The following is a 20,567-nucleotide window of genomic DNA, read 5'->3' as shown; positions in this document are numbered from 1 at the left end:
CTTAATATAGCCGTACTTCCTTAGTCAAACCATGCTGCATCCATCTTCCATTGCATGAAATATTTACTTTTATGCCACAATATAGTCAGGAAAAATAGGGACAAGACTCCATGAAAACGTTTTATATTTTCCTGTTGACGAACCCGTTCCTCCGCGTTATGATGTTACCAAGTTCAACATCATAACGTAATGGCGTGTTACTGAGTCCATCAGGCATGAGCCGTGAAAGAGGATCTTCGTTTAACGAAGTCTTCTTTGCGGCTCTTTTTTGTTTGTCTCAAAGAAGCCGCCGGGCGTTGAGGCACAGCAGCAGGAACTTTACTTCGATAGTAAAGCGGTGATTCAGTCATGGCAAAAGAATTGAGATATAAGGTTGAACGCGTGATGAGCAACAATGCGGTGCTGGTCACCGACCCGGAGAACGGCCGGGAGCTTATTTTGCTCGGCAAGGGTCTCGGATTCGCCAAAAACGAGGGCATGATCGATGCAGCCGACCCCCGGATCGATAAGCGGTTCCGGATGGATGATGAAGCGCAGCGCCGGCAATACCAGTCCCTGCTTGGGGATATTCCCCCTGAAGTATTCGACATCTCGGAGGAAATTATCTCGATGATGGAAAGGGATATATCGGCCGACTTGAACGAGCACGTTCACGTGGCGCTGCCGAGCCATATTCATTTCGCCCTGTACCGGCTGCGCAGCGGGATGGAGATCGATAACCCGTTTCTCTACGAAACGCGTACCCTGTTCCCAAAGGAATACGAAGTCGCATCCAAAGCGGCGGAGCTGCTCGGACGGACATTCGGGATGACCATACCGGAGGACGAGGTCGGATTTTTGGCCTATCATGTGCATTCCGCCATTGCCCACGTCCCGGTAGGCCAGCTGGTCAAATCGACGACTCTCATTACCGACATCGTTGATATCATTGAACAAACGAAGTCCATTCATATTCCGAAAGATAGCTTGGACTACGCCCGGTTGATTACGCACTTACGGTTCGCGATCGAGCGGATCAGACAGAAAAAAACGGTGAAAAACCCTTTCGTTGCGGGCATGAAGCAGCAGTACAAGGAAGAATATGAAATTGCCTCAAGAATCGCGGCCATGCTGGCCGAAAGGCTGCAGATGGAAGTGCCGGAAGATGAAGTCGGCTATATCATGCTGCATATGTACCGCCTGCTTCAGGAGTTCGCACCGAAGGAGACCTAACACCTTAGGAGGAGACCTGCAATGTTGTCCAAACTTTTTAAATCTAAGTCCAATACTGTGAATACCGTTGAGGTGGCCGCACCGTTAACCGGGGAAGCTGTTGAGTTAGGCCGGGTGCCGGATGAGGCGTTCGCCCAGAAGCTGATGGGAGACGGTTTTGCGATCGAGCCTAGCGAAGGCAGGCTTGTGGCGCCGTTTGACGGCAAAGTAGCCCACTTGATCGAGACTCACCATGCCATTGTGGTTGAGCATGCTTCCGGGCTGCAGCTGCTGCTGCACATCGGGGTCAATACAGTGAAGCTGAAAGGCGAAGGATTTACGGCCAAAGTATCCAATGACGAAACGGTTACAGCCGGTCAGACACTCATCGAGTTTGATCCGGATTTCATAAGAAACGCCGGTTACCCGGTTATTACGCCGGTCATTGTGGCCAACGGGGAAATCGTAGAAAGCCTGTCCGCCTCCTTCAAGCCTGTAACAGCCGGGGAAGCGGGCGTTATGAAAGTGAACCTGTCCTCGTAAACCGGGGATGGACGCTGCGGAAGCAGCAGAAACAAGGGGTCATATATCATGAATAGGGGGTAGTTTTCATGTTGGGATTTTTGCAGAAAATCGGGAAAGCGCTGATGCTTCCGGTAGCGACTCTGCCTGCGGCGTCGTTATTGCTGCGCTTCGGCAACATTGATTACGTAAAGGATTTTCACTTGGGTTCCGGCTTCGGCGGGTTCCTTAATCAGTACATTGCACCGTTCTTGGCAGCGGGCGGGGGCGCGATTTTTGACAATCTCCCTCTGATCTTTGCGGTCGGGGTGGCGATTGGCCTGGCTGGCGATGCGGTAGCGGCGCTGGCTGCGGTCATCGCTCATCTGGTCCTGGTCAATGTGCTTACGAAGGTGCCTGTGGCGTTCGCAGATTTCGTAGGAAAAGATGCGAAGCTGAACATGGGTGTGCTTGGCGGGATTATTGCGGGTCTTATTGCAGCTTATTTTTATAAAAAATATCACAAAATTCAGCTGCCTGACTGGCTCGGCTTCTTCTCCGGCAAACGGTTCGTTCCAATTATCACTTCCGTGGTTATGGTTCTCGTCGGACTTGTGTTCGGCTTAATCTGGGGCCCGATTCAAATCGGACTGGATAACTTCGGGAACTGGGTAGTCGGTCTCGGCGGCATCGGATCGGCCATCTTCATGTTCGCCAACCGGCTGCTGATTCCTTTCGGTCTGCATCACATTATTAATGCCATTGCCTGGTTCCAAATCGGCAGCTTCACGGATGCCGCAGGCAATGTAGTCAACGGGGATTTGCACAGGTTCTTCGCGGGAGACAAGACGGCCGGCATGTTTATGACAGGCTTCTTCCCGATCATGATGTTCGCGCTGCCTGCAGGGGCATTCGCGATTATTCACACGGCGAAGCCCGAAAAGCGGAAAGCGATCGCTTCCGTGTTCATCGGTACGGCGCTGGCTTCTTTCCTGACAGGGATTACCGAGCCGCTGGAGTTCGCATTCATGTTTGTAGCGCCGGCTTTATATGTGGTGCATGCGCTGCTGACCGGTCTGTCAGGTTTCATTATGTATGAGCTGGGCGTCCACCACGGCTTCGGCTTCTCGGCCGGCCTGATCGACTATCTGGTCAACTATCCGCTGGCTACCAAGCCGCTGCTGATTATTCCGGTAGGCCTCGCGTTCGCCGTAGTCTACTACTTCCTGTTCCGCTTCATGATCGTGAAGTTTAATCTGAAAACGCCGGGACGCGAGGATGACGATTTGACGGCGAATCCGGGTGCAGCAGCTTCCGGGGGTGCGAAGACGACAGCTTCCGAGAAAGCGGAGAACGTGTTGGCGAATCTTGGAGGGGCTGAAAACATCAAGAGTGTGGATGCCTGCATTACAAGGCTCCGCCTGGAAGTGAAAGACGATAAGCAAGTCAACGACCAAGCCCTGAAAGGGTTGGGCGCAGCCGGTGTCATGAGACTGGGCGGCGGCAGCGTACAGGTCATTTTCGGTACGCAATCCGAGGCGCTGAAGGACGAAATTCAGAAGAAACTGTAAGTACCGTCCGAAAGCCAACCTAGCTGTTGGCTTTCGGTGTTTTCGCTCGATCTCCGGGTCGGGGCAGATAAATAGATAAAATAGTACACCAGGATGGGAGAGATCATCATGCAGCAAACATTTACTATTCAGAATCCGACGGGTATTCACGCGAGACCGGCGCGCAAGCTGGTGCAGGCGGCGATGGCTTACCCTTGTACAGTACAACTGGAGAAGGACGGCAAACGGTTCAGCGCCAAAAGTCTGGTAGGCGTGCTTTCGGTTGGTGCCAAGCAAGGGGACTTGATTACGGTGGTAGCGGAAGGCGAGCGGGAAAACGAAGCGGTACAGGAAATTGGCGCGATCCTTGAGGCGGTTCTGGACGAATCGTTCGATAAGGAATGATAGCCATGATGCTCAAAGGGATTGCGGCTGCACCCGGCATTGCCATGGGTCCAGCCAAACTGCTGACGGCACAGGCGGCTGATGTGAAGCTGACGGAAGTAGCTGCGGACGGGGTTGAAGCGGAGGTTCGCAGATTTGAAGAGGCTGTTGCTCAGGCTTCTCTTGAATTGGAGCAGCTTCGCACCTCGACCTTGGCCAAGCTGGGGGAAGCGGAGGCGGAGATTTTTGAGACGCATCTGTTTCTGCTTCAGGATGAGGAGTTCATCGGAGCCGCGACACTGAAAATCCGCGACGAGCGCATGAATGCCGAGTATGCGTTAAAGCAGACGGAGAGTCAAATTACGGCTGTTCTGGAAAGTTTGGACGACGAATATCTCCGGGAACGCGCAGCGGATATCCGGGATGTGAGCGGACGTCTGCTGCGGAAGCTGACGGGGCAGGCTGAGGGAATGGGATTGGATGGCACCGGGGCGGCGCAAGTGCTGTTTGCATATGACCTAACGCCATCCGAGACCGCGCAGCTGGACCCGGCGGCCGTCGCCGGCTTCGTCACGGAAATCGGCGGGCGGACGTCCCATTCCGCGATTATGGCGCGGTCGATGGATATTCCGGCCGTGGTCGGCGTAAGCGGGTGGCAAGCCGCTGTCCGGGACGGACAGTTCGTGATCGTGGACGGATCGGAAGGCGTGATTCACGTCGATCCCGATGCGGACACCAAGGCGCGCTACGAGCGGCTTAGCGTCGAGATGGCCGCGAAGAAGCAGCTGGAGCGGCAGTTCCGCGGGCTGCCTTCGGTAACGAAGGACGGCCACCGGGTAGAGCTGGCGGCCAACATCGGCACACCGAAGGATGCCGCAGCCGCGAAAGCGGCGGGCGCCGAAGGCGTGGGGCTGTACCGGACCGAGTTCCTGTACATGGACCGGGACGATCTGCCGTCGGAGGACGAACAGTACGAAGCTTACCGGGCGGCGGTGGAGCCGTTCGGTGCGGAGGCGCCTGTCGTCATCCGGACGCTGGATATCGGCGGCGATAAGAAGCTGCCGTATCTGCCTTTGCCCGAGGAAGAGAATCCCTTCCTCGGGGTGCGGGCGATCCGGCTGTGCCTGGATCGCCGGGAACTGTTCCGCACGCAGCTTCGCGCGATCTTGCGTGCGGGGGTTCACGGGAACGTGAAAATCATGTTCCCGATGATCGCCACGCTTGCCGAATGGCGGCAAGCGAAAGCCGAGCTCGCGCTGGCGATGCAGGAGCTGCACGAGCGGAACGTGCCGTTCTCGGAGCACCTCGAAACCGGCATCATGATTGAAGTGCCGGCCGCCGCGTTGATGGCGGACCAATTCGCTGCTGAAGTCGATTTCTTCAGCATCGGAACCAACGACCTGGTGCAGTACACCATGGCGGCGGACCGCATGAATGAGAAGCTCAGCTACTTGACGGATCCGTTGTATCCTGCCGTGCTTCGCCTCATTAGCAGCGTCATCCGCGCCGCGTCCGCCCAGGGTAAATGGGTCGGCATGTGCGGCGAAATGGCCGGCCAGCCGGAAGCTTTGCCGATTCTGCTGGGCCTCGGCCTGCATGAATTCAGCATGAGCGCTTCCGCCGTGCTGCCCGCCCGCGCCCTGCTGTCGCGCATGGACCGCGCCGCCGCCGTCGCCTTCGCCGACGAGGCGCTCAAACTCGGCAGCCCGGACGAAATCCGTGCCGCCGCTTTACAATTTATCAGCAAGCTTCAGGACTAATATATAATTCAAGCGGGCCTTCTGGCCCGCTTTTTCTTTTAACCTCAAATTTCACATCTTTCACATCCAACGGTACTTTTGTCCGCTGCGGCTGCTCTTTCTCCCATCCTGTCCTCCATTACCGTTACGTTTTGGACAATTCCCCCTACCCTCTTCACTTTCCTATGGAAATTGACGAAATATAAGATATGAATTAAGAATAATTAAAGGTGGTTATCCGGTGATTGCAGTTGACGAGCATAGAGCAGCACAGTTAGAGTACATGGGAATTACCGAAGAGCATTTATCCCTGTTGAAGTCGCAACGCGCATTATTTGAACGGATCGCTGACCGCGTGGTGGACGAGTTGTACGATCACATCCAGAAACGGCCCGCCTTGGCACAAATGATCTCTGAGCATAGTTCGATCGAGCGGTTGAAGCAGACGCAGCGGTGGTATTTTATGAGCCTGACCGAAGGCCGGATCGACGAGGAATTTATCAGCAAAAGGCTCTACATTGGACGCGTTCACTCTAGAATAGGCCTCAGAACGGACTGGTATCTGGGAACTTACATGGTGTATTTGGACACGGCGACATCGGCTCTCCAACAGGAGCTTCCCGAGGGCGGCTGGCTTCCCATTGTGCATGCGCTTACCAAACTATTCAACTTCGACTCCCAGCTCGTGCTGGAAGCGTATGAAGAGGACGAAAAACAAATCGTGCAGCGAATGGCCGACCAGAAATCGGAAATGCTGACTACGATTAACAGTGCTGTGGAAGGCCTTGTTTCTATGATGGTCCAGCTAAACGGAAGCAGCCAGACTGTAGCAGCCACTGCTATGCAGACGGCGGAACTTCAAGAGCAGGCCCATCAGAGAGTAGAAGGGCTTCACTCCCAAATCAGCGAGATCGAATCCATGGGTACGGTGATGAAACAAATTTCAGAGCAGACGCATCTGATCGGGCTGAATGCAGCAATTGAAGCGGCGCGTGCGGGCGAAGCGGGACGAGGGTTTGAAGTCGTTGCCAACGAAATCCGGAAGCTTGCGAATCACTCTAAAAACTCGCTTGAAATCATTCAGGAGAAATTAGCCGGCATTACCGAAGTTCTGAACGAGGTTATGAGCGGAAGCCAGGAAACCGTCCGCATTTCCCAGGATCAGGCCGCCAGCTCGGAGGAGTTGTCCTCTTTTGTCCAAATGATCGAATCCCTCACTTCCGACTTGCAAAAAATGAACGATACCCAAGCATCATAACCTGTCGTAGTACAAACAAAAAGGCTTCCCCCCGCACAAATCGCGAGGAGAAGCTCTTTTTATCTAAATAGATTACATCGAAACCGGCGGATTCGAGTCCAATGTCGGCTCGGTATAAGTGAAGTGCTGGTCACGCAGGTTCTGGTAGAAGTTCGCGCGGGATGTTTCATAGTACGGGTACAGCCACAGCAACCCGATACCCAACGTCAGTATGCATAGCAGCAGCCAGCCAAAAAATCCCCAATAGAAACAAAACAGTTTCCACTTGTTGCCCGCCATCATTTCTTTACTGCGGTTCAATGCTTCCGACGCCTTGAGCTCCGGACAATCCACCATGATATAGAACGCCTGAGAATAACGAAGTCCCGCAATGATACCCGGAACGATCAGCAGCAGCAGCCATAACAAAGTAAAAATGGCAGTTAACAGATATAACACAAACGCAGGCACAAACTTACGGAAACCGGCAAACATATCTTCAATCGCGGTTTCTTCCCCACGGATTAATTTCAGGAAGAAGTAAGCTATTCCCAAAGCAAGCGGGCCCCCGATAATATACGGCAAAATATTTCCCGCCACAGGTATAAACCCTATTACCGACATAATCACTGTATACAAAAATCCAAACAATACTGCTCTGCCCACTTGCCCTTGAGCTGTTCTCTAGCGTCTCTGCGCAGCTCGGAGTTGCTCTTTACGGAAGCGTAATTGTCATAAAAAAGTAGTTCCCCCTTAAATAATTTCCAGTTTCTTATTATACAAGGAAATGTTTGAAAGTAAACTATAATTTCTAAAACAAGTAGTCCTATAGTTCTATTTTCCATGTATACGCACGAGACCGAAGTTCATTCCATAAAAAAAACGCCTATTGGCGCTCTTAAATTTAAAATGGGGGAAATAGTCACTTTCATTTTCACCATACTCCCCAAATCAGTCTCCGTCCTGCCCTCCTAGACAGCCGCCGCCCCGGCTCCCGCAACGGCAGGCCCGGTTACCGTAACATAGCCTGCACAGCAGCGAAAGCTCTCTTTCAGCAGCATTTTCAGCTGCACCTGCCTCGAAGCCGCGAAAAAGGAAGGCTCCTGGTACAGGTTTATGAAGACGGACTGCGCTGCCGACTGCGCAAGCTTATCGTCATCCAGCAGGCGGCAGCAGATCTGGTAACATTCCGACTCATACCGCCTGAGCACTTCCGTTCTTGTTACATCCGCCATCAATCCCACCTGCCTTCTGCTATTTCAGCTTGATCACATACATTTCAAAATTTATGCCTCTGCCTTCAATGACCGAAGAAGACACCATCAGCTGTTTGCCCGAAGGGCTCCATTTCACCGGATCTGCGATATACGGAATCTCCAGCGCCAACTGGGTGGCCCTTCCGGTCTCCGCTTCCACAACGAACAGATTACTGCTGGTGGAATTCTCTTTGGTTACCGTATATGCCAGAAACTTCCCGTCCGGGGACCAGCTGGAACCGAAAATTTGCGTTCCTTTGGCTATGGAAGTCGTTGTCTTCCCTTCCGGGTCGGAGAACATCAGCTCAGTTTCGATATCCTTTGTTCTGCGGACAATAGCCAGCCTCCGGCCGTCTTGGGAAGGGGTGGCCCATACCGTATCTTTCATCAGCAGTTTCTTCTCTTTGGTTGCGGCATTATATAATTTCAGTTCTTCCCTGTTGACAATGTAATAATATAAATCCCCTCTGCGGCTTACGCTGTATAAGGACCCCGGGGTCTCTCCCGTTTTTAATACCGTTTCGACATTTCCGCGAACGTCCGCCTGCAGCAGGCTTCCCTCTATGGAGGACATGACCACGTGTTCGGCATCCGCCCATTCCCCAACCATATAGGTCAGTTCTTCCTTACCGGTCTGTACCGGCGTGCCGGTCGCAACGTCCATGATGAACCCGTTGCCCGTTTCCCCTACCGTTTTTTTATAAAAAATATGGGCTTTGTCCGGAGAAACCACAGCAGCCGTCTGGTCCGCCTGTTCCCCATGCAGCAAGCGATCCTGGCCGGTCCCTAGGTCATGAACATACAGATTAAAAAAAGGATGCTCCTTTGTCGATAACTCCCCGTCGTCCGTTTGACGGGTTACGGGCTGCTCCTTAGCCAGCTGGACATTTTTTCTGGCAACCACCAACTGATCCTCGCTCAGCCAATCCATTCCCCGCATGCCCTTCAGTATATCGATTTTATCCAACACAACCTGATTCTGCACTTTCTCCACAGGGTCCGCTTGGTCAATCACCGTCAGACGCTTCCCTTCTTTATCGACGACTTCCCGCTTCTCATTCTGAACCTGCGCCTGCCCGCATCCGCTTAGGAGCAAAGCAAGCCCGGCGGCTGCACAGATAACCCTCCATTGATTTCTCATTGGTGTTTCCTCCATCGTGTAGGTATCCCCAGTATAATGAGTAACTGTTTCCTGATCTTTTCCGAATGTTTCCAAATTGTAAACAATGCTACTCCTGCAGATGGAGCTTGATCCTAAAGGTAGTCCACGGGCCGGCCATATCTCCGCTGTCAGGACCCGGCTCCGTCTGTAGAAGCTCAATCGAACCGTTTTGTTTGCCGATCAGCTGCTTGACGATGGACAGCCCGAGTCCTGTACCTCCCGACTGCCTGGAACGGTCTTTATTTACCGTGTAAAAAGGTTCAAAAATTTTCTCGCGCGACGCAGGCGGAATGCCGGGACCGGTGTTCCTGACATCAACGGTTGCCCAATCTCCTTCCGGACGGCTGTCAATCCGGATGACTCCGCCAGGCTTGTTATATTTAATGGCATTGTCCAGCAAATTGACGAAAATATGCATCAGGCTTTCCTTGTCCGCCCATACGACCACCGGCTGCAGGCCTAGCTCGAGGCGAAGCCCGAACTTCTCCACTTTTCCGTTCATTCGGCCGGCGATATCGGTCAGCAGCTCCCGCAGTTCAACCGCTTCAGCCTGCTCTTCGAAATCATATTTCTCCAGTGCCGTGAGATGCAGCGCCTTGTCCACCATTTCATGCAGCCGTTCCGCTTCCTTCCCGATGTTCAGCACGCCTTCATCGACAAGCTTCGGATCGTCCTTATACATGCCCATTAAGTCTACGTATGCTTTGATGGAGGTCAACGGCGTTTTGAATTCATGGCTGATGTTGCCAATGAACTGCTTTTGCTGCTGCTCGAGTGCCTGCAGCTTGGCCACCGCCAGCTGAAGCTTGTGCTGCTCTTCCTGCATTCCGGTGATATTTCTTTGAATTTCCCGGCTCATGTAGTAGATTCCCTGACTAAGATCTCCTAACTCATCCCTGCTGCGCATCGGCGGTTCCGCTATATATCGCCCCTGCTGAATGGACACGGCAGCACCTTTGAGCTTTACGACCGACTTGGCGAACCGGCTGAAATACAGGTACCCGAATACGAAACTGGCCACAAGAACGGCCGCTCCGATCGTAAGCAGCAGATTACGGATCCTGAAGTAGAAATTCCGCTGGCTTGCCAGGGAATAATGAAACTCCACAACGCCTGCCTGCTCGCCGGCAACCATGACCGGCGCCAGGTAATACACCTGGGCGCCTTCCGTTTGATATACCGACTTGTTTTTCAAGGCATAAGGGAGCAGCGCAGACGTATCGGGTCTAGAGGTAAACGGCACAGAATTGCCCGCTTCTTTCCCTGTCAGATGATATAAAATCACAGGCAGGCCGCTATACGTCCCGATCGTCCTGGCAAGTTCCTGTCCTCGTGCAGTCAGAAACTTCTGTGCATCTCTGGTCTCCCCTGTGTAAAACGCCTGGTTCACCTGAAGATTGGCGAACTCGGTCTGCCGCTGGAGCGTTGCCTCCATCTGGCTGAGCTGATCCTGCTTGATCCCTTTCAGCACCAGAAAGCTGAGCACTCCAAGCGCCGTAACCAACAGGGCCGCCAGAAAAGCGATAAATTTCAGTTTGATGCTGATTTTCATCTGGCGGCACCGACCGCTTTATAACCCACGCCATATACTGTTTGCAGCAGTCCCGGGCCGTTTTCCCCGATTTTTTTGCGCAGCCGCTGAATATGAATATCGACGGTTCGGGTTCCACCGGCGTAATCCATGCTCCAGACCAGGTCCAGCAGCTCGTCCCGGGTATACACCCTTTCCGGGTGGCTGCACAGCAAAACCAGCAGATCGAATTCTTTCGGCGTGAGCTCCAGTTCTGTTCCTTGCTCTTCGGGATAGTCCCCAAGCTGCGGGTCGCGGTAAACGGCAGTACGTTTTTTGGTATGCAAAATCAAACCGCCCAAGCGAATCTCTTCCTGCTCGGCTTCTTTGGCCCCTTTGTTCAGCCTCCGCAGCAGTGCTTTGACACGGGAAATCAATTCTCTTAAATCAAAAGGCTTTGTCATATAATCATCGGCACCAAGTTCCAGCCCGAGCACTTTGTCTACAATATCGTTCTTGACCGTCAAAAGGACAATCCCGATATTCTCCCTGTCGTCCAGTCGGCGGCATACCTCATAACCGTTCAGCTTCGGCATCATCACGTCCAGAACGATCACGTGAGGCTTGAACCATTCCGCTTTCCGGAGCGCCTCTTCTCCGTCATGGGCGGTTTCCACCACATATCCTTCTCTTCGAAACGCATAGGTTACCGGCTGGGCGATGCTCACTTCATCATCCACCACTAAAATTCTCTGTTCCACTGTGGCTAGCCCCCTTTTTGCCTAAAAATGACATATCACTACTAGTATACCCGTAAGCATAGCAGAAGAATGTTTCAGAAACGTATCTAAGCCCGGCCGTATGCAAAAAAAAGCAGAGAACCTTAAGGTCCCTGCCTTCTCTGCTATATTTCTTACTTACCTGCTTCAAACGAACTTTTCAGGGACACGATCAGGTTAAATACCGGATGGCCCGGCGTGGAATGTTTCGGATCCACATTGAAATACCCGTGGCGGAAAAATTGGAATTTATCCTGCGCCTTGGCGTCCTTCATGTTCTCCTCGACAAAACCGTTCAGCACTTCCAGCGAATTCGGATTGATATGATCCAGGAAGGTTACGCCTTCCTCATCCGTTTCCATATCGTTTATCAACGGCTCGTAGAGGCGGAACTCAGCAGGCACGGCATTCGTCGCTTCTACCCAGTGGAGCGTGCCTTTCACTTTCCGGCCGGTGAAGCCGCTGCCGCTCTTCGTTTCCACATCGTACGTGCAGTGGAGCTCTACTACATTGCCGTTCTCGTCTTTCACGAAATCGTTGCACTTGATGAAGTAAGCATGCTTCAAGCGCACTTCATTGCCCGGGAACAGGCGGAAATACTTCGGCGGCGGGTTCTCCATGAAATCGTCCTGCTCGATGTAAATTTCGCGGGAGAACGGAATTTGGCGGCTGCCCATTTCCGGATTTTCCGCATTGTTCTCCGCTTCCAGCCATTCCACTTGCCCTTCCGGGTAGTTGGTGATGATCACTTTCAGCGGACGGACAACGCCCATCGTGCGCGGAGCCTTCAACTTCAGGTCTTCGCGGATGTAGTGGTCCAGCTGCATGGCATCGACTACTCCGGTTCCTTTATGCACGCCGAGATCACGCACGAAATTACGGATCGATTCCGGCGTGAATCCCCGGCGGCGCAAGCCGGAAATCGTCGGCATCCGCGGATCGTCCCAGCCGTCCACTACGTTTTCTTCAACTAGTTGCTTCAGCTTTCTTTTGCTCATCACCGTGTTGGTAATGTTCAGACGGCCGAACTCGTACTGGCGCGGTACGTTAGGCATTTCACATTCGCGGATCACCCAGTCGTAGAACGGGCGCTGATCCTCGAATTCCAGCGTACAAATGGAGTGCGATACGTCCTCGATCGCATCCTCCAGCGGGTGGGCAAATGCGTACATCGGGTAAATGCACCACTTGTCCCCGGTGTTATGGTGATGCGTATGGGAAATCCGGTAAATGACCGGGTCGCGCATGTTGATGTTGCCCGAGCTCATATCGATTTTGGCGCGCAGTACTTTCTCTCCGTTGCCGAACTCCCCGGCACGCATGCGGGAGAACAGATCCAGGTTCTCTTCCACGCTGCGGTTGCGGTACGGGCTGTCCTGTCCGGGCTCCGTCAATGTGCCGCGGGTTTCGCGGATTTGGTCTGCCGTCTGGTCGTCTACGTACGCGAGCCCTTTGTTAATCAGGAGCACCGCTCTATTGTACATTTCCTCAAAATAATCGGATGCAAAGAAAAGGCCGTCCCATTCAAAACCCAGCCAAGCTACGTCCTGCTTGATCGCTTCCACGTATTCCGTATCCTCTTTCAAAGGATTCGTATCGTCAAAACGAAGATTGGTCAGCCCCTTAAATTCGTCAGCCAACTCAAAATTGATGCAGATCGACTTGGCATGCCCTATATGGAGATAGCCGTTCGGTTCCGGAGGAAACCGGGTAATGACCTTATTGACTTTGCCTTCGGCAAGGTCGGATTCCATGATGGTGCGAATAAAATTTGCGTTAGAAGTCGGTTTCGTTTCCATCCCTATCAACCTTCCAGCTCTAATTTGTCTATGTCTCATTATTACCTTATCTGATAATTATAACATTTTCTGTGCATGATAATAAATAATGCATGAGTGAAATTGTTTTGCCCCGCCTTTATCATATAGTATACATATAGCGGTATAAGGACTTTTTGATTAGATATGGAGGGCAATGATATGTTCAATCCCGATTTGCTTCGCGAAGCGATCCGCCTGGCGGCGGACAATGTTCGTACGGGACACGGCGGTCCGTTCGGCGCAATTGTGGTGAAGGATGGGGTCGTTGTCGGCCGCGGCACCAACGAAGTGACCGATTCCAACGACCCGACGGCTCATGCGGAAGTGCAGGCCATCCGGGCCGCCTGCCGCGAGCTCGGCACATACCAGCTGGCCGATTGCGAGATTTATACCAGCTGCGAGCCTTGCCCGATGTGCCTCGGAGCCATCTACTGGGCCCGCCCACGCGCGGTCTACTACTATAATACCCGCCACGAGGCGGCCGATATCGGCTTCGATGACCAGCTGATCTACGATGAGATTGCCGTGCCGATTCAAGAGCGGCGCATCTCGTTCAAACACACAACGCCAGACGTGGCCGAGACGGATCAGCCGTTCGTGCTATGGAGCCGTTCGGCGGATCGGGTGGAGTATTGAGGTTTGCATTGAGTAAGGCGCAGGCTTAGGATCCCGGCACTTGTTGAAGTGCCGGGTTTTTGTTTTAGGTTATGGTGCTTTATGCCTTGCTGGTGCTTTATGCCTTGCTGGTGCTTTATGTACCGTGGTGGCGGCTGTTCAAATTCCAATTAGGGTAACCATTTTCGCTGTGCTGCAGCCGGATTTCGCTATAGAGGGCTCTTTCTCGGTATGCTCGACTTTAACGACCGTGAATTTCCTTAATCTACTGTCCATTATGCGCGACAAGGTAAAACGCGGTCGCAGATTCCGGGATTGCTGAAATTCCTCTTAATTTAAGGTAATGCCACTGTGAGATAGCGTAATTGGTTACTTTAAGTTCACCCCCGTGCAGGTTGGAAATTTTCTTTTCACTCGGGCTTGTTCGGACCTTTTTCGGCGCGCTTATTCATGCTAATATAAGAGTGAGTAATCACTCATTTATGTAAGGAAGGTGGGCTACAATGTCTCAAATCGAAATAAAAGACGTAAGCCGGACGTTCGGCAAACGTACTGTGTTGAAGGATATTTCGCTGGAGGTGGAAAAGGCCGAGATTTTCGGGCTGCTGGGTCCTTCGGGCGCAGGCAAGACGACACTGGTCAAATGCATCGCCGGAATTGATGAAGCAACTTCCGGCAGTGTGCGGATTGGCGGCGTGACCATGCCAGATTTGAACTTGATGAAGCGGATCGGCTATATGACCCAGTCGGATGCGCTCTATGAAGAGTTGACGGCGGAGGAGAATTTGGACTTTTTTGCCTCGATTTATGGATTGAAGGGTGCCGCCAAAAAGAACCGCATTCACGAAACGATGAAGCTGGTCAATTTGCAAGGGGATCTGAAGAAACGGGTAGCGGAGTACTCAGGCGGGATGAAACGACGGCTTTCTCTGGCCATTTCGTTGCTGCACGAACCGGAAGTCCTGATTCTCGACGAACCGACGGTCGGAATTGATCCGGTGCTGCGGCAGTCGATCTGGGAGGAGCTGGAGCGCCTGAGCCGCAACGGGACTACGATTGTAGTCACGACCCACGTTATGGATGAGGCGGAAAAATGCGGAAGACTGGGCATGGTCCGGGAGGGTCTTTTGATCGCGGTGGGTACGCCTGATGAATTGAAAGAGCGGATTGGAGCCTCCAATTTGGAAGAAGTATTCATTCATTACGGAGGGGTGAAGCAAGTATGAGAACGAGAGCGGTAGTTGTTCGGATTATTCGGCAGTTTATCCGCGACAAGCGAACGATGGCCCTTATGATTGCGGCGCCGATGCTGGTGCTGTTCCTGATGTCCCTCGTGTTCGGCAGCGATGCGTATACGCCCCGTATTGCCGTTACCTCCAGCGTCCCTGCGCCCGTTCAGGAAAAGCTGAAGGCAGCGGATGCGGAGATCAGCAGCCTGACGGGAACGAATGCGGAAGATGCGCTGCGATCCGGCGATGTGGATGCTGTCATAGATGTTCAGAATCAGCAGCTGTCCGTCACGCTGGAGGGTACCGACTCCTCGGTGAACCGTGCGGTGGTGATGCTCCTTCAAAAACTCGGAGGCGGAAGCAGTCCGGGAGCCGCAGGTGCTGATGGTGCTGGTGCTGGTGATGCAGGCGCGGGTAATGCAGGTGCCGCAGGTCCAGCAACCCAACAACCGCAGATTCACTATTTATATGGCTCTGCCGATCTCGGTACGTTTGATTATGTGGGGCCGGTGATGATCGGGGTGTTCATTTTCTTTTTCGTGTTCCTGATTGCAGGGGTCTCCTTCCTACGGGAGCGGTCCAAAGGCACATTGGAGAGGATGCTGTCGACGCCGCTGAAGCGCTCGGAAATCGTGTTCGGATATGTCATCGGCTTCGGTATCTTCACCTCCGTCCAGGCCTCCATCATCTCCTGGTTCTGTATTCATGTGCTGGACATGTGGATGGCGGGCTCCTTCGGATACGTCCTGCTTGTAACCTTGTTGCTCGCTATGGTAGCTTTAACGTTAGGTATTTTGCTATCGACATTTGCCAATAACGAGCTGCAGGTGGTCCAGTTCATTCCGATTGTGCTGGTGCCGCAGATTTTTCTGTCGGGGCTGTTTTCGTTGGATACGATGAACTCGTTTTTGCAGGGGTTAAGCCGTTATTTCCCTCTAACGTACGGGGCTCATGCCCTGAAACAAATTATGCTGCGGGGTGAAGGATGGTCCGGTATTCAGACGGATGTGTTCGTGCTGGTCGGATTTGCCCTGGCGTTCATGCTCCTGAACATCCGCGCATTGAAGAAACACCGCAAACTATAGTACAGGGAGGAGATTCTTCTCTTGAGCAAGGAACGCGTGACCGATAAGCAGCAAAAGATTTTGGAGAGCGCCATCGATATTTTTGCCGAAAAAGGATACGCCGCCGCCTCCACCAGTGAGATTGCCAAACGGGCCGGGGTGGCCGAGGGGACGATTTTCCGTCATTATCGCACGAAGCATGAACTGCTTACTGCGATTATCGGCCCTCTTTTGATGAAAATGGTGTCTCCGTTCGTGATCAAAGATTTTAAGAAAGAAGTCTTCGACAAAGATTACGGGAGTTATGAAGAGTTTTTGCGGCGCCTGATGGAAAACCGCATGAAATTTGCCCGTAGCCATGCGGCTTTGCTGAAGATTTTGGCCCAGGAGATCGCCTTTCAGCCCGAGATTCAGTCTGAGTTTAAGAAGCTGTTCAAGGAGCACATTTACCCGTTGTTTCTTAAGGTCGTGGAACATTTCAAGGAAAAAGGCGAGCTGAAGGATTTGCCGTCGGAGACGATCATCCGTCTGACGATCACTACGATTGTGAGTACGGTTCTGGCGCGGTTTTTGATTTTGACGGAGGGTACGGCTGAGGAGGAGCAGCGGTTTTTGGAGGATACGGTCCGGTTTATTATGGGCGGCGTGGGCCGCGTATAGAGTTGGCGCGGGTTAGCGGCGTGCTGGTCGGCGTGATGTGAAGGCTGGGATACGTCGCATCTCGGCGGCGGGTGTCAGCGTGATGCCAATTCGGCGGGCCGGGCGGGCAGTACGGAGTCGCATGATGCCAATCCAGCGGGCCGGGCGGCTTCGCATGATGCCAATTCGGCTGGCCGGGCAAATGTTGTATGCTGTGCAGCATTTTGCAGCGATTATGGTATCTAATATGGGAGTGTTGTATTCCGTGCAGCATTTTACAGCAATTATGGTATGTAAAATAGGGAATGTTGTATGGCGTGCAACATTTTTGGAGATCAGACCCCGTTACAGGGTGGAAATGTTGTATAAAGTACAATATCCCGCTGAAAACAGCCAATATTAACGGGTAATTGTTGTACAAAATACAACATTCAGCTGAAGTAACCCTTTTCGAGTTCCTCCGGCCAGTGCCGTTCTCAACATTCTAACAGGATTTCCCACTCCTTCCGGCGAAATAGTAATTATCTAGAATCCAAGGAGCGAGGTGTTACCGGTGGCGCATCATCCGATCCTGACAGAGGAAGAGTTGAAGTTGCTTTTGTCGAAGGAGCGTCCTGAGGAGGAACGGGAGGCTGCTGCGGAGGCTGGAGCGAACGAGGGCGCGGAGAGCGTGGATCCGGGCAGCGGTATGAACGAAGCTGTGGACGCGGCTGAGAGCGTGGAACGCGGTGAGGAAGCAGTGGTGCCAGCGGGCGTTGACGCAGGAAACGACGCGGACAGCGCTGCGGCTACGAGCGGAGGCACCGAGGGTGATAGCACCGAGGGCGGCGAGCAGCACGCAGGCGATGCCGGTCCGGCGGGCGAGGATGCCGCGGCGGACAGCCCGGGGCCGCCCATAGGCGAGCCGGGCTTTCTGCCCCGCGCGATGCGCAAGCGCGGCAAGAAGCCGGCCCTCGCGGACCGGCTGCTGGAGCGCTTCCGGCGCAGCGGAAAAAGGACGTGATCCCAACCGGGTGAAGTTTCACCGGTGTAGGTCACGTCCTTTTTCTTGCGCAGAGCGCGCGGGCCCCTGCGCAGCAGGCAGCCTTACGCGAGGCGGCTCACGATGCTGCGCGCGATCCACACGCCGGCTGCGCCCGCCTGGGCCAGGCCGCGCGTGATGCCTGCGCCGTCGCCGCCGCAGTACAGGCCGGCGATCTCGGTCTCAAACTCCTCCGTCAGCTTCGGTCGGGCGGAGTAGAACTTGGCCTCGACGCCGTAAAAGAGCGTATGCTCGGAGGCGAGGCCCGGGGTCACTTTATCGAGCGCGTCGACCATTTCGACGAGGCTCTTCATCGTGTTGTACGGCAGCACGAGCCCAAGGTCGCCCGGCACCGCCTCGTTCAAGGTCGGCTCAAGGAAGCCTTCCTTGATGCGGCCTTCGGTGGAGCGGCGGCCTTTGAGGATATCGCCGTACTTCTGAACGATCACGCCGCCGCTGGACAGATCGTTCGCCCGTTTGCAGATTTCGCGCGCATATTCGTTTGGCTTGTCAAACGGCTCCGTAAATTTATGCGACACCAGCAGCGCAAAGTTCGTGTTCGGCGAACCGAGCGCCGGATCCTTATAAGAGTGGCCGTTCGCCGCCATGACACCGCTGTGATTCTCGACCACAACGTGTCCGGACGGATTGCTGCAGAACGTGCGCACACGGGTCCCCACACTTGTGTTGAAAATAAACTTGCCTTCATACAAATGCTCGTTAATCTCACGCATCACCACATCGGACGTCTCTACACGCACGCCTACATCCACTTGGTTGTTGTACATTTTCAGGCGGCGGCGTTTCAGCACGTCCGTCAGCCAGGCGGAGCCGTCGCGGCCCGGTCCGACCATTACTTTATCCGCCAAAAATTCCTGCCCATTCCTCAGCACAACCCCGCGAACACGGTGCGCGCCCTCTTCTTTCACCGTCAGCAAATCTTCCACTTCGGTTTTGAACATCATATCGACCCGGGTTTTCAGGCATTCGAAAATGGACTGCAAAATCTCCAAATTCTGCTCCGTTCCCAAGTGGCGCACCTGCGCGCGAAGCAGCTTCAGTCCCGCCGCATAGCCGCGCTGCTCGATATCCCGGATCGTCTCCGTCGTCGGATCTGTGATATTCAATGTCGCCCCGTGCTTCAGGTTAATGTCATCCACGTAGCGGATGAGGTCCAGTACCTGCGACGGTGCCAAATAATCCGTCATCCACCCGCCGAATTCGGTGGTGATGTTAAACTTGCCGTCGCTGTACGCTCCCGCTCCCCCGAAACCGCTCGTAATGGAGCAGGCCGGGAGGCAGCCGGCAAAATCTTTTTTCCCGGCAGGCGGCGGACAAAGTTTAATTTTCTCCTCCAGTATCGGGCAGCGGCGGCTGTAAATGTCATGGCCTTTATCTATCAGCAGCACCTTCAGGTGAGGCGCCTTCAACGTCAGTTCATAGCTTGCAAAAATCCCCGCCGGCCCAGCGCCGACAATAATCACATCATAGTTGTTCATTTTCTTCGTCTCCTCCTTATAATAGGTCAAAAGAACACAAAAAAATCCCTGCAAACGAATAGGCGGAAGTCCACCTTTCGTAGCCAGGAATTTGCGGCTCCTTGTAGAGACCCCCGGCCCGTATCGCCAGGGTTATACGAAAAGAATTGTTGGATATTCAGTTAGGCTCAACGACTCTTATGGTAACGACAATGCGAAGGAATGTCAACCATTTTATTATTAACGTTCGTGTTTTACCGATAATAAGTGAGAAACTAGCTAAATAACCCAAAAAGTATTGATAAAATACGAAATTTATCTTGATAAATCCATATATCCGCCAAAGGCGCCTTCCGGCAGCACTGTAATCACACCAACCTTTTGAAAAACGCTATAATAAATCTAATAAAACTAACCCTTTGAGCGGGATAGCTTAGAAAGGCTGACGCTTATGAATTATGAATTTCTGACAGCACTTACGCCCCGCATTATCGATGTGGTGTCGCGCGATCAACCTTTTTGGGAACATTTTGATTATGTGCTCAAACGGGAAAAAACAGGTATACATACGCTGGCCTACGTAGACCAAGGGGAAGGCAGCCTTGAGGTGGATGGTATGGCCTATTCGCTTCATCCGGGGTGTCTGTTTCAAATTTGGCCTAACGTGGGCATGCGGATCGGAACGAACCCGGAACGGCCGCTGCGGTTCTTCTCCTTTCATTTTCACTACTGCCTCATCCGGTGGGAAGGCGGGCAAATGTCCAGCATCCACCTGAACGAGAAACTTCCCGTATTTGGCGACCTGCTGTATTTGGGCCAGCCTTCGATAGAAGAGTCCTTTCGGAAAGCATTTCACATCTGGCAGGACAAGAAGGAAGGCTATGAATGGCACGTAAAGTTTGAATTCCTGAACATTATCAGGCACATTACCGAGTGGTCCAGTTTGGAGCAGGAAGAAAGTTCTACAATAGGCCTGGTGCAAAAAGCTTCCGCATACATAAGAGCGCACTATAACGAGACGATCACACGAGAACAAATTGCCGAGCATGTCTCTTTATCTCCAGGTTATCTATCGATAGCATTCAAAAAATATACAGGTTTGAGCGTAATTGAGTATGCGACCAAAATCAGAGTGGACCGGGCGAAATTCCTCTTGAAAAGCAGCAGGCTTCCTGTTAGGCAGGTTGCTGAAGAATGCGGATTTACGGATTCCTTCTATTTCTCGCGTATCTTTACCAGAGAAACGGGCATGAATCCCCGCGATTACCGGAACGCCTAATTTCAGACATAACAATAATCCAGTTTTTCATTAGGATTCTTCATGTAAACAGCGATCAATGGCCGTTATAGTAAATATATAATTCCATTACATGTTTACGTGAGGAGTGCTTC

20 protein-coding genes and 1 riboswitch are annotated in these 20,567 nt (G+C 52.9%); of the genes, 13 read left to right on the top strand and 7 right to left on the bottom strand.

The window, feature by feature from the left end:
* The first annotated feature begins 348 nt into the window (after positions 1–348).
* The 6 genes from ACFSUF_RS23940 (at position 349) to ACFSUF_RS23915 (ending at position 6,623) form a co-directional block, all read left to right on the top strand.
* Entirely contained in the window at positions 349–1,212 is an 864-nt protein-coding gene (locus ACFSUF_RS23940) for a PRD domain-containing protein (RefSeq protein ID WP_377607364.1), read from the top strand.
* Between the two features lie 21 nt (positions 1,213–1,233).
* The gene (locus ACFSUF_RS23935) at positions 1,234–1,734 is read left to right on the top strand and encodes a PTS sugar transporter subunit IIA (RefSeq protein WP_377607362.1); all 501 of its coding nucleotides are present in this window, start codon (positions 1,234–1,236) and stop codon (positions 1,732–1,734) included.
* A 68-nt stretch (positions 1,735–1,802) separates the two neighbouring features.
* Positions 1,803–3,263, top strand: coding sequence for an N-acetylglucosamine-specific PTS transporter subunit IIBC (nagE, locus tag ACFSUF_RS23930; RefSeq protein ID WP_377607360.1), 1,461 nt, complete (start codon positions 1,803–1,805; stop codon positions 3,261–3,263).
* A gap of 108 nt (positions 3,264–3,371) precedes the next feature.
* On the top strand, positions 3,372–3,647 hold the full coding sequence (locus ACFSUF_RS23925; RefSeq protein ID WP_377607358.1) for an HPr family phosphocarrier protein: 276 nt from the start codon (positions 3,372–3,374) through the stop codon (positions 3,645–3,647).
* Positions 3,648–3,652: 5 nt separating this feature from the next.
* Entirely contained in the window at positions 3,653–5,386 is a 1,734-nt protein-coding gene (gene ptsP, locus ACFSUF_RS23920; protein WP_377607356.1) for a phosphoenolpyruvate--protein phosphotransferase, read from the top strand.
* A gap of 220 nt (positions 5,387–5,606) precedes the next feature.
* Complete coding sequence (locus ACFSUF_RS23915; protein ID WP_377607354.1) at positions 5,607–6,623, top strand: protoglobin domain-containing protein; 1,017 nt, start codon at positions 5,607–5,609, stop codon at positions 6,621–6,623.
* A gap of 72 nt (positions 6,624–6,695) precedes the next feature.
* Here the strand turns inward: ACFSUF_RS23915 and ACFSUF_RS23910 are convergent, their stop codons facing one another.
* The 6 genes from ACFSUF_RS23910 to ACFSUF_RS23885 all read right to left on the bottom strand — a co-directional run bounded on the left by ACFSUF_RS23910 (position 6,696) and on the right by ACFSUF_RS23885 (position 13,108).
* On the bottom strand, positions 6,696–7,226 hold the full coding sequence (locus tag ACFSUF_RS23910) for a DUF975 family protein (RefSeq protein WP_377607616.1): 531 nt from the start codon (positions 7,224–7,226) through the stop codon (positions 6,696–6,698).
* A gap of 347 nt (positions 7,227–7,573) precedes the next feature.
* Positions 7,574–7,837, bottom strand: a complete 264-nt coding sequence (locus ACFSUF_RS23905; protein ID WP_377607352.1) for a hypothetical protein — start codon at positions 7,835–7,837, stop codon at positions 7,574–7,576.
* Positions 7,838–7,856: 19 nt separating this feature from the next.
* Positions 7,857–8,999 carry a TolB family protein gene (locus ACFSUF_RS23900; protein ID WP_377607350.1) on the bottom strand — a complete coding sequence of 381 codons (1,143 nt, stop codon included), beginning with the start codon at positions 8,997–8,999 and terminating at the stop codon, positions 7,857–7,859.
* Positions 9,000–9,087: 88 nt separating this feature from the next.
* Positions 9,088–10,572, bottom strand: coding sequence for a sensor histidine kinase (locus ACFSUF_RS23895; RefSeq protein ID WP_377607348.1), 1,485 nt, complete (start codon positions 10,570–10,572; stop codon positions 9,088–9,090).
* Positions 10,569–11,291 (bottom strand): response regulator transcription factor, encoded by a 723-nt coding sequence (locus ACFSUF_RS23890; RefSeq protein ID WP_377607346.1) that lies wholly within the window; start codon positions 11,289–11,291, stop codon positions 10,569–10,571. The genes ACFSUF_RS23895 and ACFSUF_RS23890 overlap by 4 nt, the downstream gene beginning before the upstream one ends.
* Positions 11,292–11,443: 152 nt before the next feature.
* Positions 11,444–13,108 carry a glutamine--tRNA ligase/YqeY domain fusion protein gene (locus ACFSUF_RS23885; RefSeq protein ID WP_377607344.1) on the bottom strand — a complete coding sequence of 555 codons (1,665 nt, stop codon included), beginning with the start codon at positions 13,106–13,108 and terminating at the stop codon, positions 11,444–11,446.
* Between the two features lie 180 nt (positions 13,109–13,288).
* Here ACFSUF_RS23885 and ACFSUF_RS23880 point away from each other — a divergent pair, with 180 nt between their 5' ends.
* The 6 genes from ACFSUF_RS23880 to ACFSUF_RS23855 all read left to right on the top strand — a co-directional run bounded on the left by ACFSUF_RS23880 (position 13,289) and on the right by ACFSUF_RS23855 (position 17,679).
* Positions 13,289–13,765 (top strand): nucleoside deaminase, encoded by a 477-nt coding sequence (locus tag ACFSUF_RS23880; RefSeq protein ID WP_377607342.1) that lies wholly within the window; start codon positions 13,289–13,291, stop codon positions 13,763–13,765.
* Positions 13,766–14,247: 482 nt separating this feature from the next.
* The gene (locus ACFSUF_RS23875; RefSeq protein WP_377607340.1) at positions 14,248–14,970 is read left to right on the top strand and encodes an ABC transporter ATP-binding protein; all 723 of its coding nucleotides are present in this window, start codon (positions 14,248–14,250) and stop codon (positions 14,968–14,970) included.
* Positions 14,967–16,058: an ABC transporter permease gene (locus ACFSUF_RS23870; RefSeq protein ID WP_377607338.1), complete on the top strand. Its 1,092-nt coding sequence runs from the start codon at positions 14,967–14,969 to the stop codon at positions 16,056–16,058. The genes ACFSUF_RS23875 and ACFSUF_RS23870 overlap by 4 nt, the downstream gene beginning before the upstream one ends.
* A gap of 21 nt (positions 16,059–16,079) precedes the next feature.
* Complete coding sequence (locus tag ACFSUF_RS23865) at positions 16,080–16,697, top strand: TetR/AcrR family transcriptional regulator (protein ID WP_377607336.1); 618 nt, start codon at positions 16,080–16,082, stop codon at positions 16,695–16,697.
* A gap of 82 nt (positions 16,698–16,779) precedes the next feature.
* The gene (locus tag ACFSUF_RS23860) at positions 16,780–17,079 is read left to right on the top strand and encodes a hypothetical protein (protein WP_377607334.1); all 300 of its coding nucleotides are present in this window, start codon (positions 16,780–16,782) and stop codon (positions 17,077–17,079) included.
* A gap of 150 nt (positions 17,080–17,229) precedes the next feature.
* Positions 17,230–17,679: a hypothetical protein gene (locus tag ACFSUF_RS23855; protein ID WP_377607332.1), complete on the top strand. Its 450-nt coding sequence runs from the start codon at positions 17,230–17,232 to the stop codon at positions 17,677–17,679.
* Between the two features lie 83 nt (positions 17,680–17,762).
* Here ACFSUF_RS23855 and ACFSUF_RS23850 read toward each other — a convergent pair whose 3' ends face one another.
* Positions 17,763–19,226 (bottom strand): NAD(P)/FAD-dependent oxidoreductase, encoded by a 1,464-nt coding sequence (locus tag ACFSUF_RS23850; RefSeq protein WP_377607330.1) that lies wholly within the window; start codon positions 19,224–19,226, stop codon positions 17,763–17,765.
* 30 nt (positions 19,227–19,256) lie between these two features.
* Positions 19,257–19,356, bottom strand: a riboswitch (purine riboswitch).
* A 270-nt stretch (positions 19,357–19,626) separates the two neighbouring features.
* Between ACFSUF_RS23850 and ACFSUF_RS23845 the strand changes: the two genes are divergently transcribed.
* The gene (locus ACFSUF_RS23845) at positions 19,627–20,454 is read left to right on the top strand and encodes an AraC family transcriptional regulator (protein WP_377607328.1); all 828 of its coding nucleotides are present in this window, start codon (positions 19,627–19,629) and stop codon (positions 20,452–20,454) included.
* Positions 20,455–20,567: the final 113 nt, after the last annotated feature.

The organism is Paenibacillus gansuensis (assembly GCF_042684925.1).
GTDB classification, from domain to species: domain Bacteria; phylum Bacillota; class Bacilli; order Paenibacillales; family DY6; genus Paenibacillus_N; species Paenibacillus_N gansuensis.
This window is presented reverse-complemented; position numbering and strand designations above follow the sequence as displayed.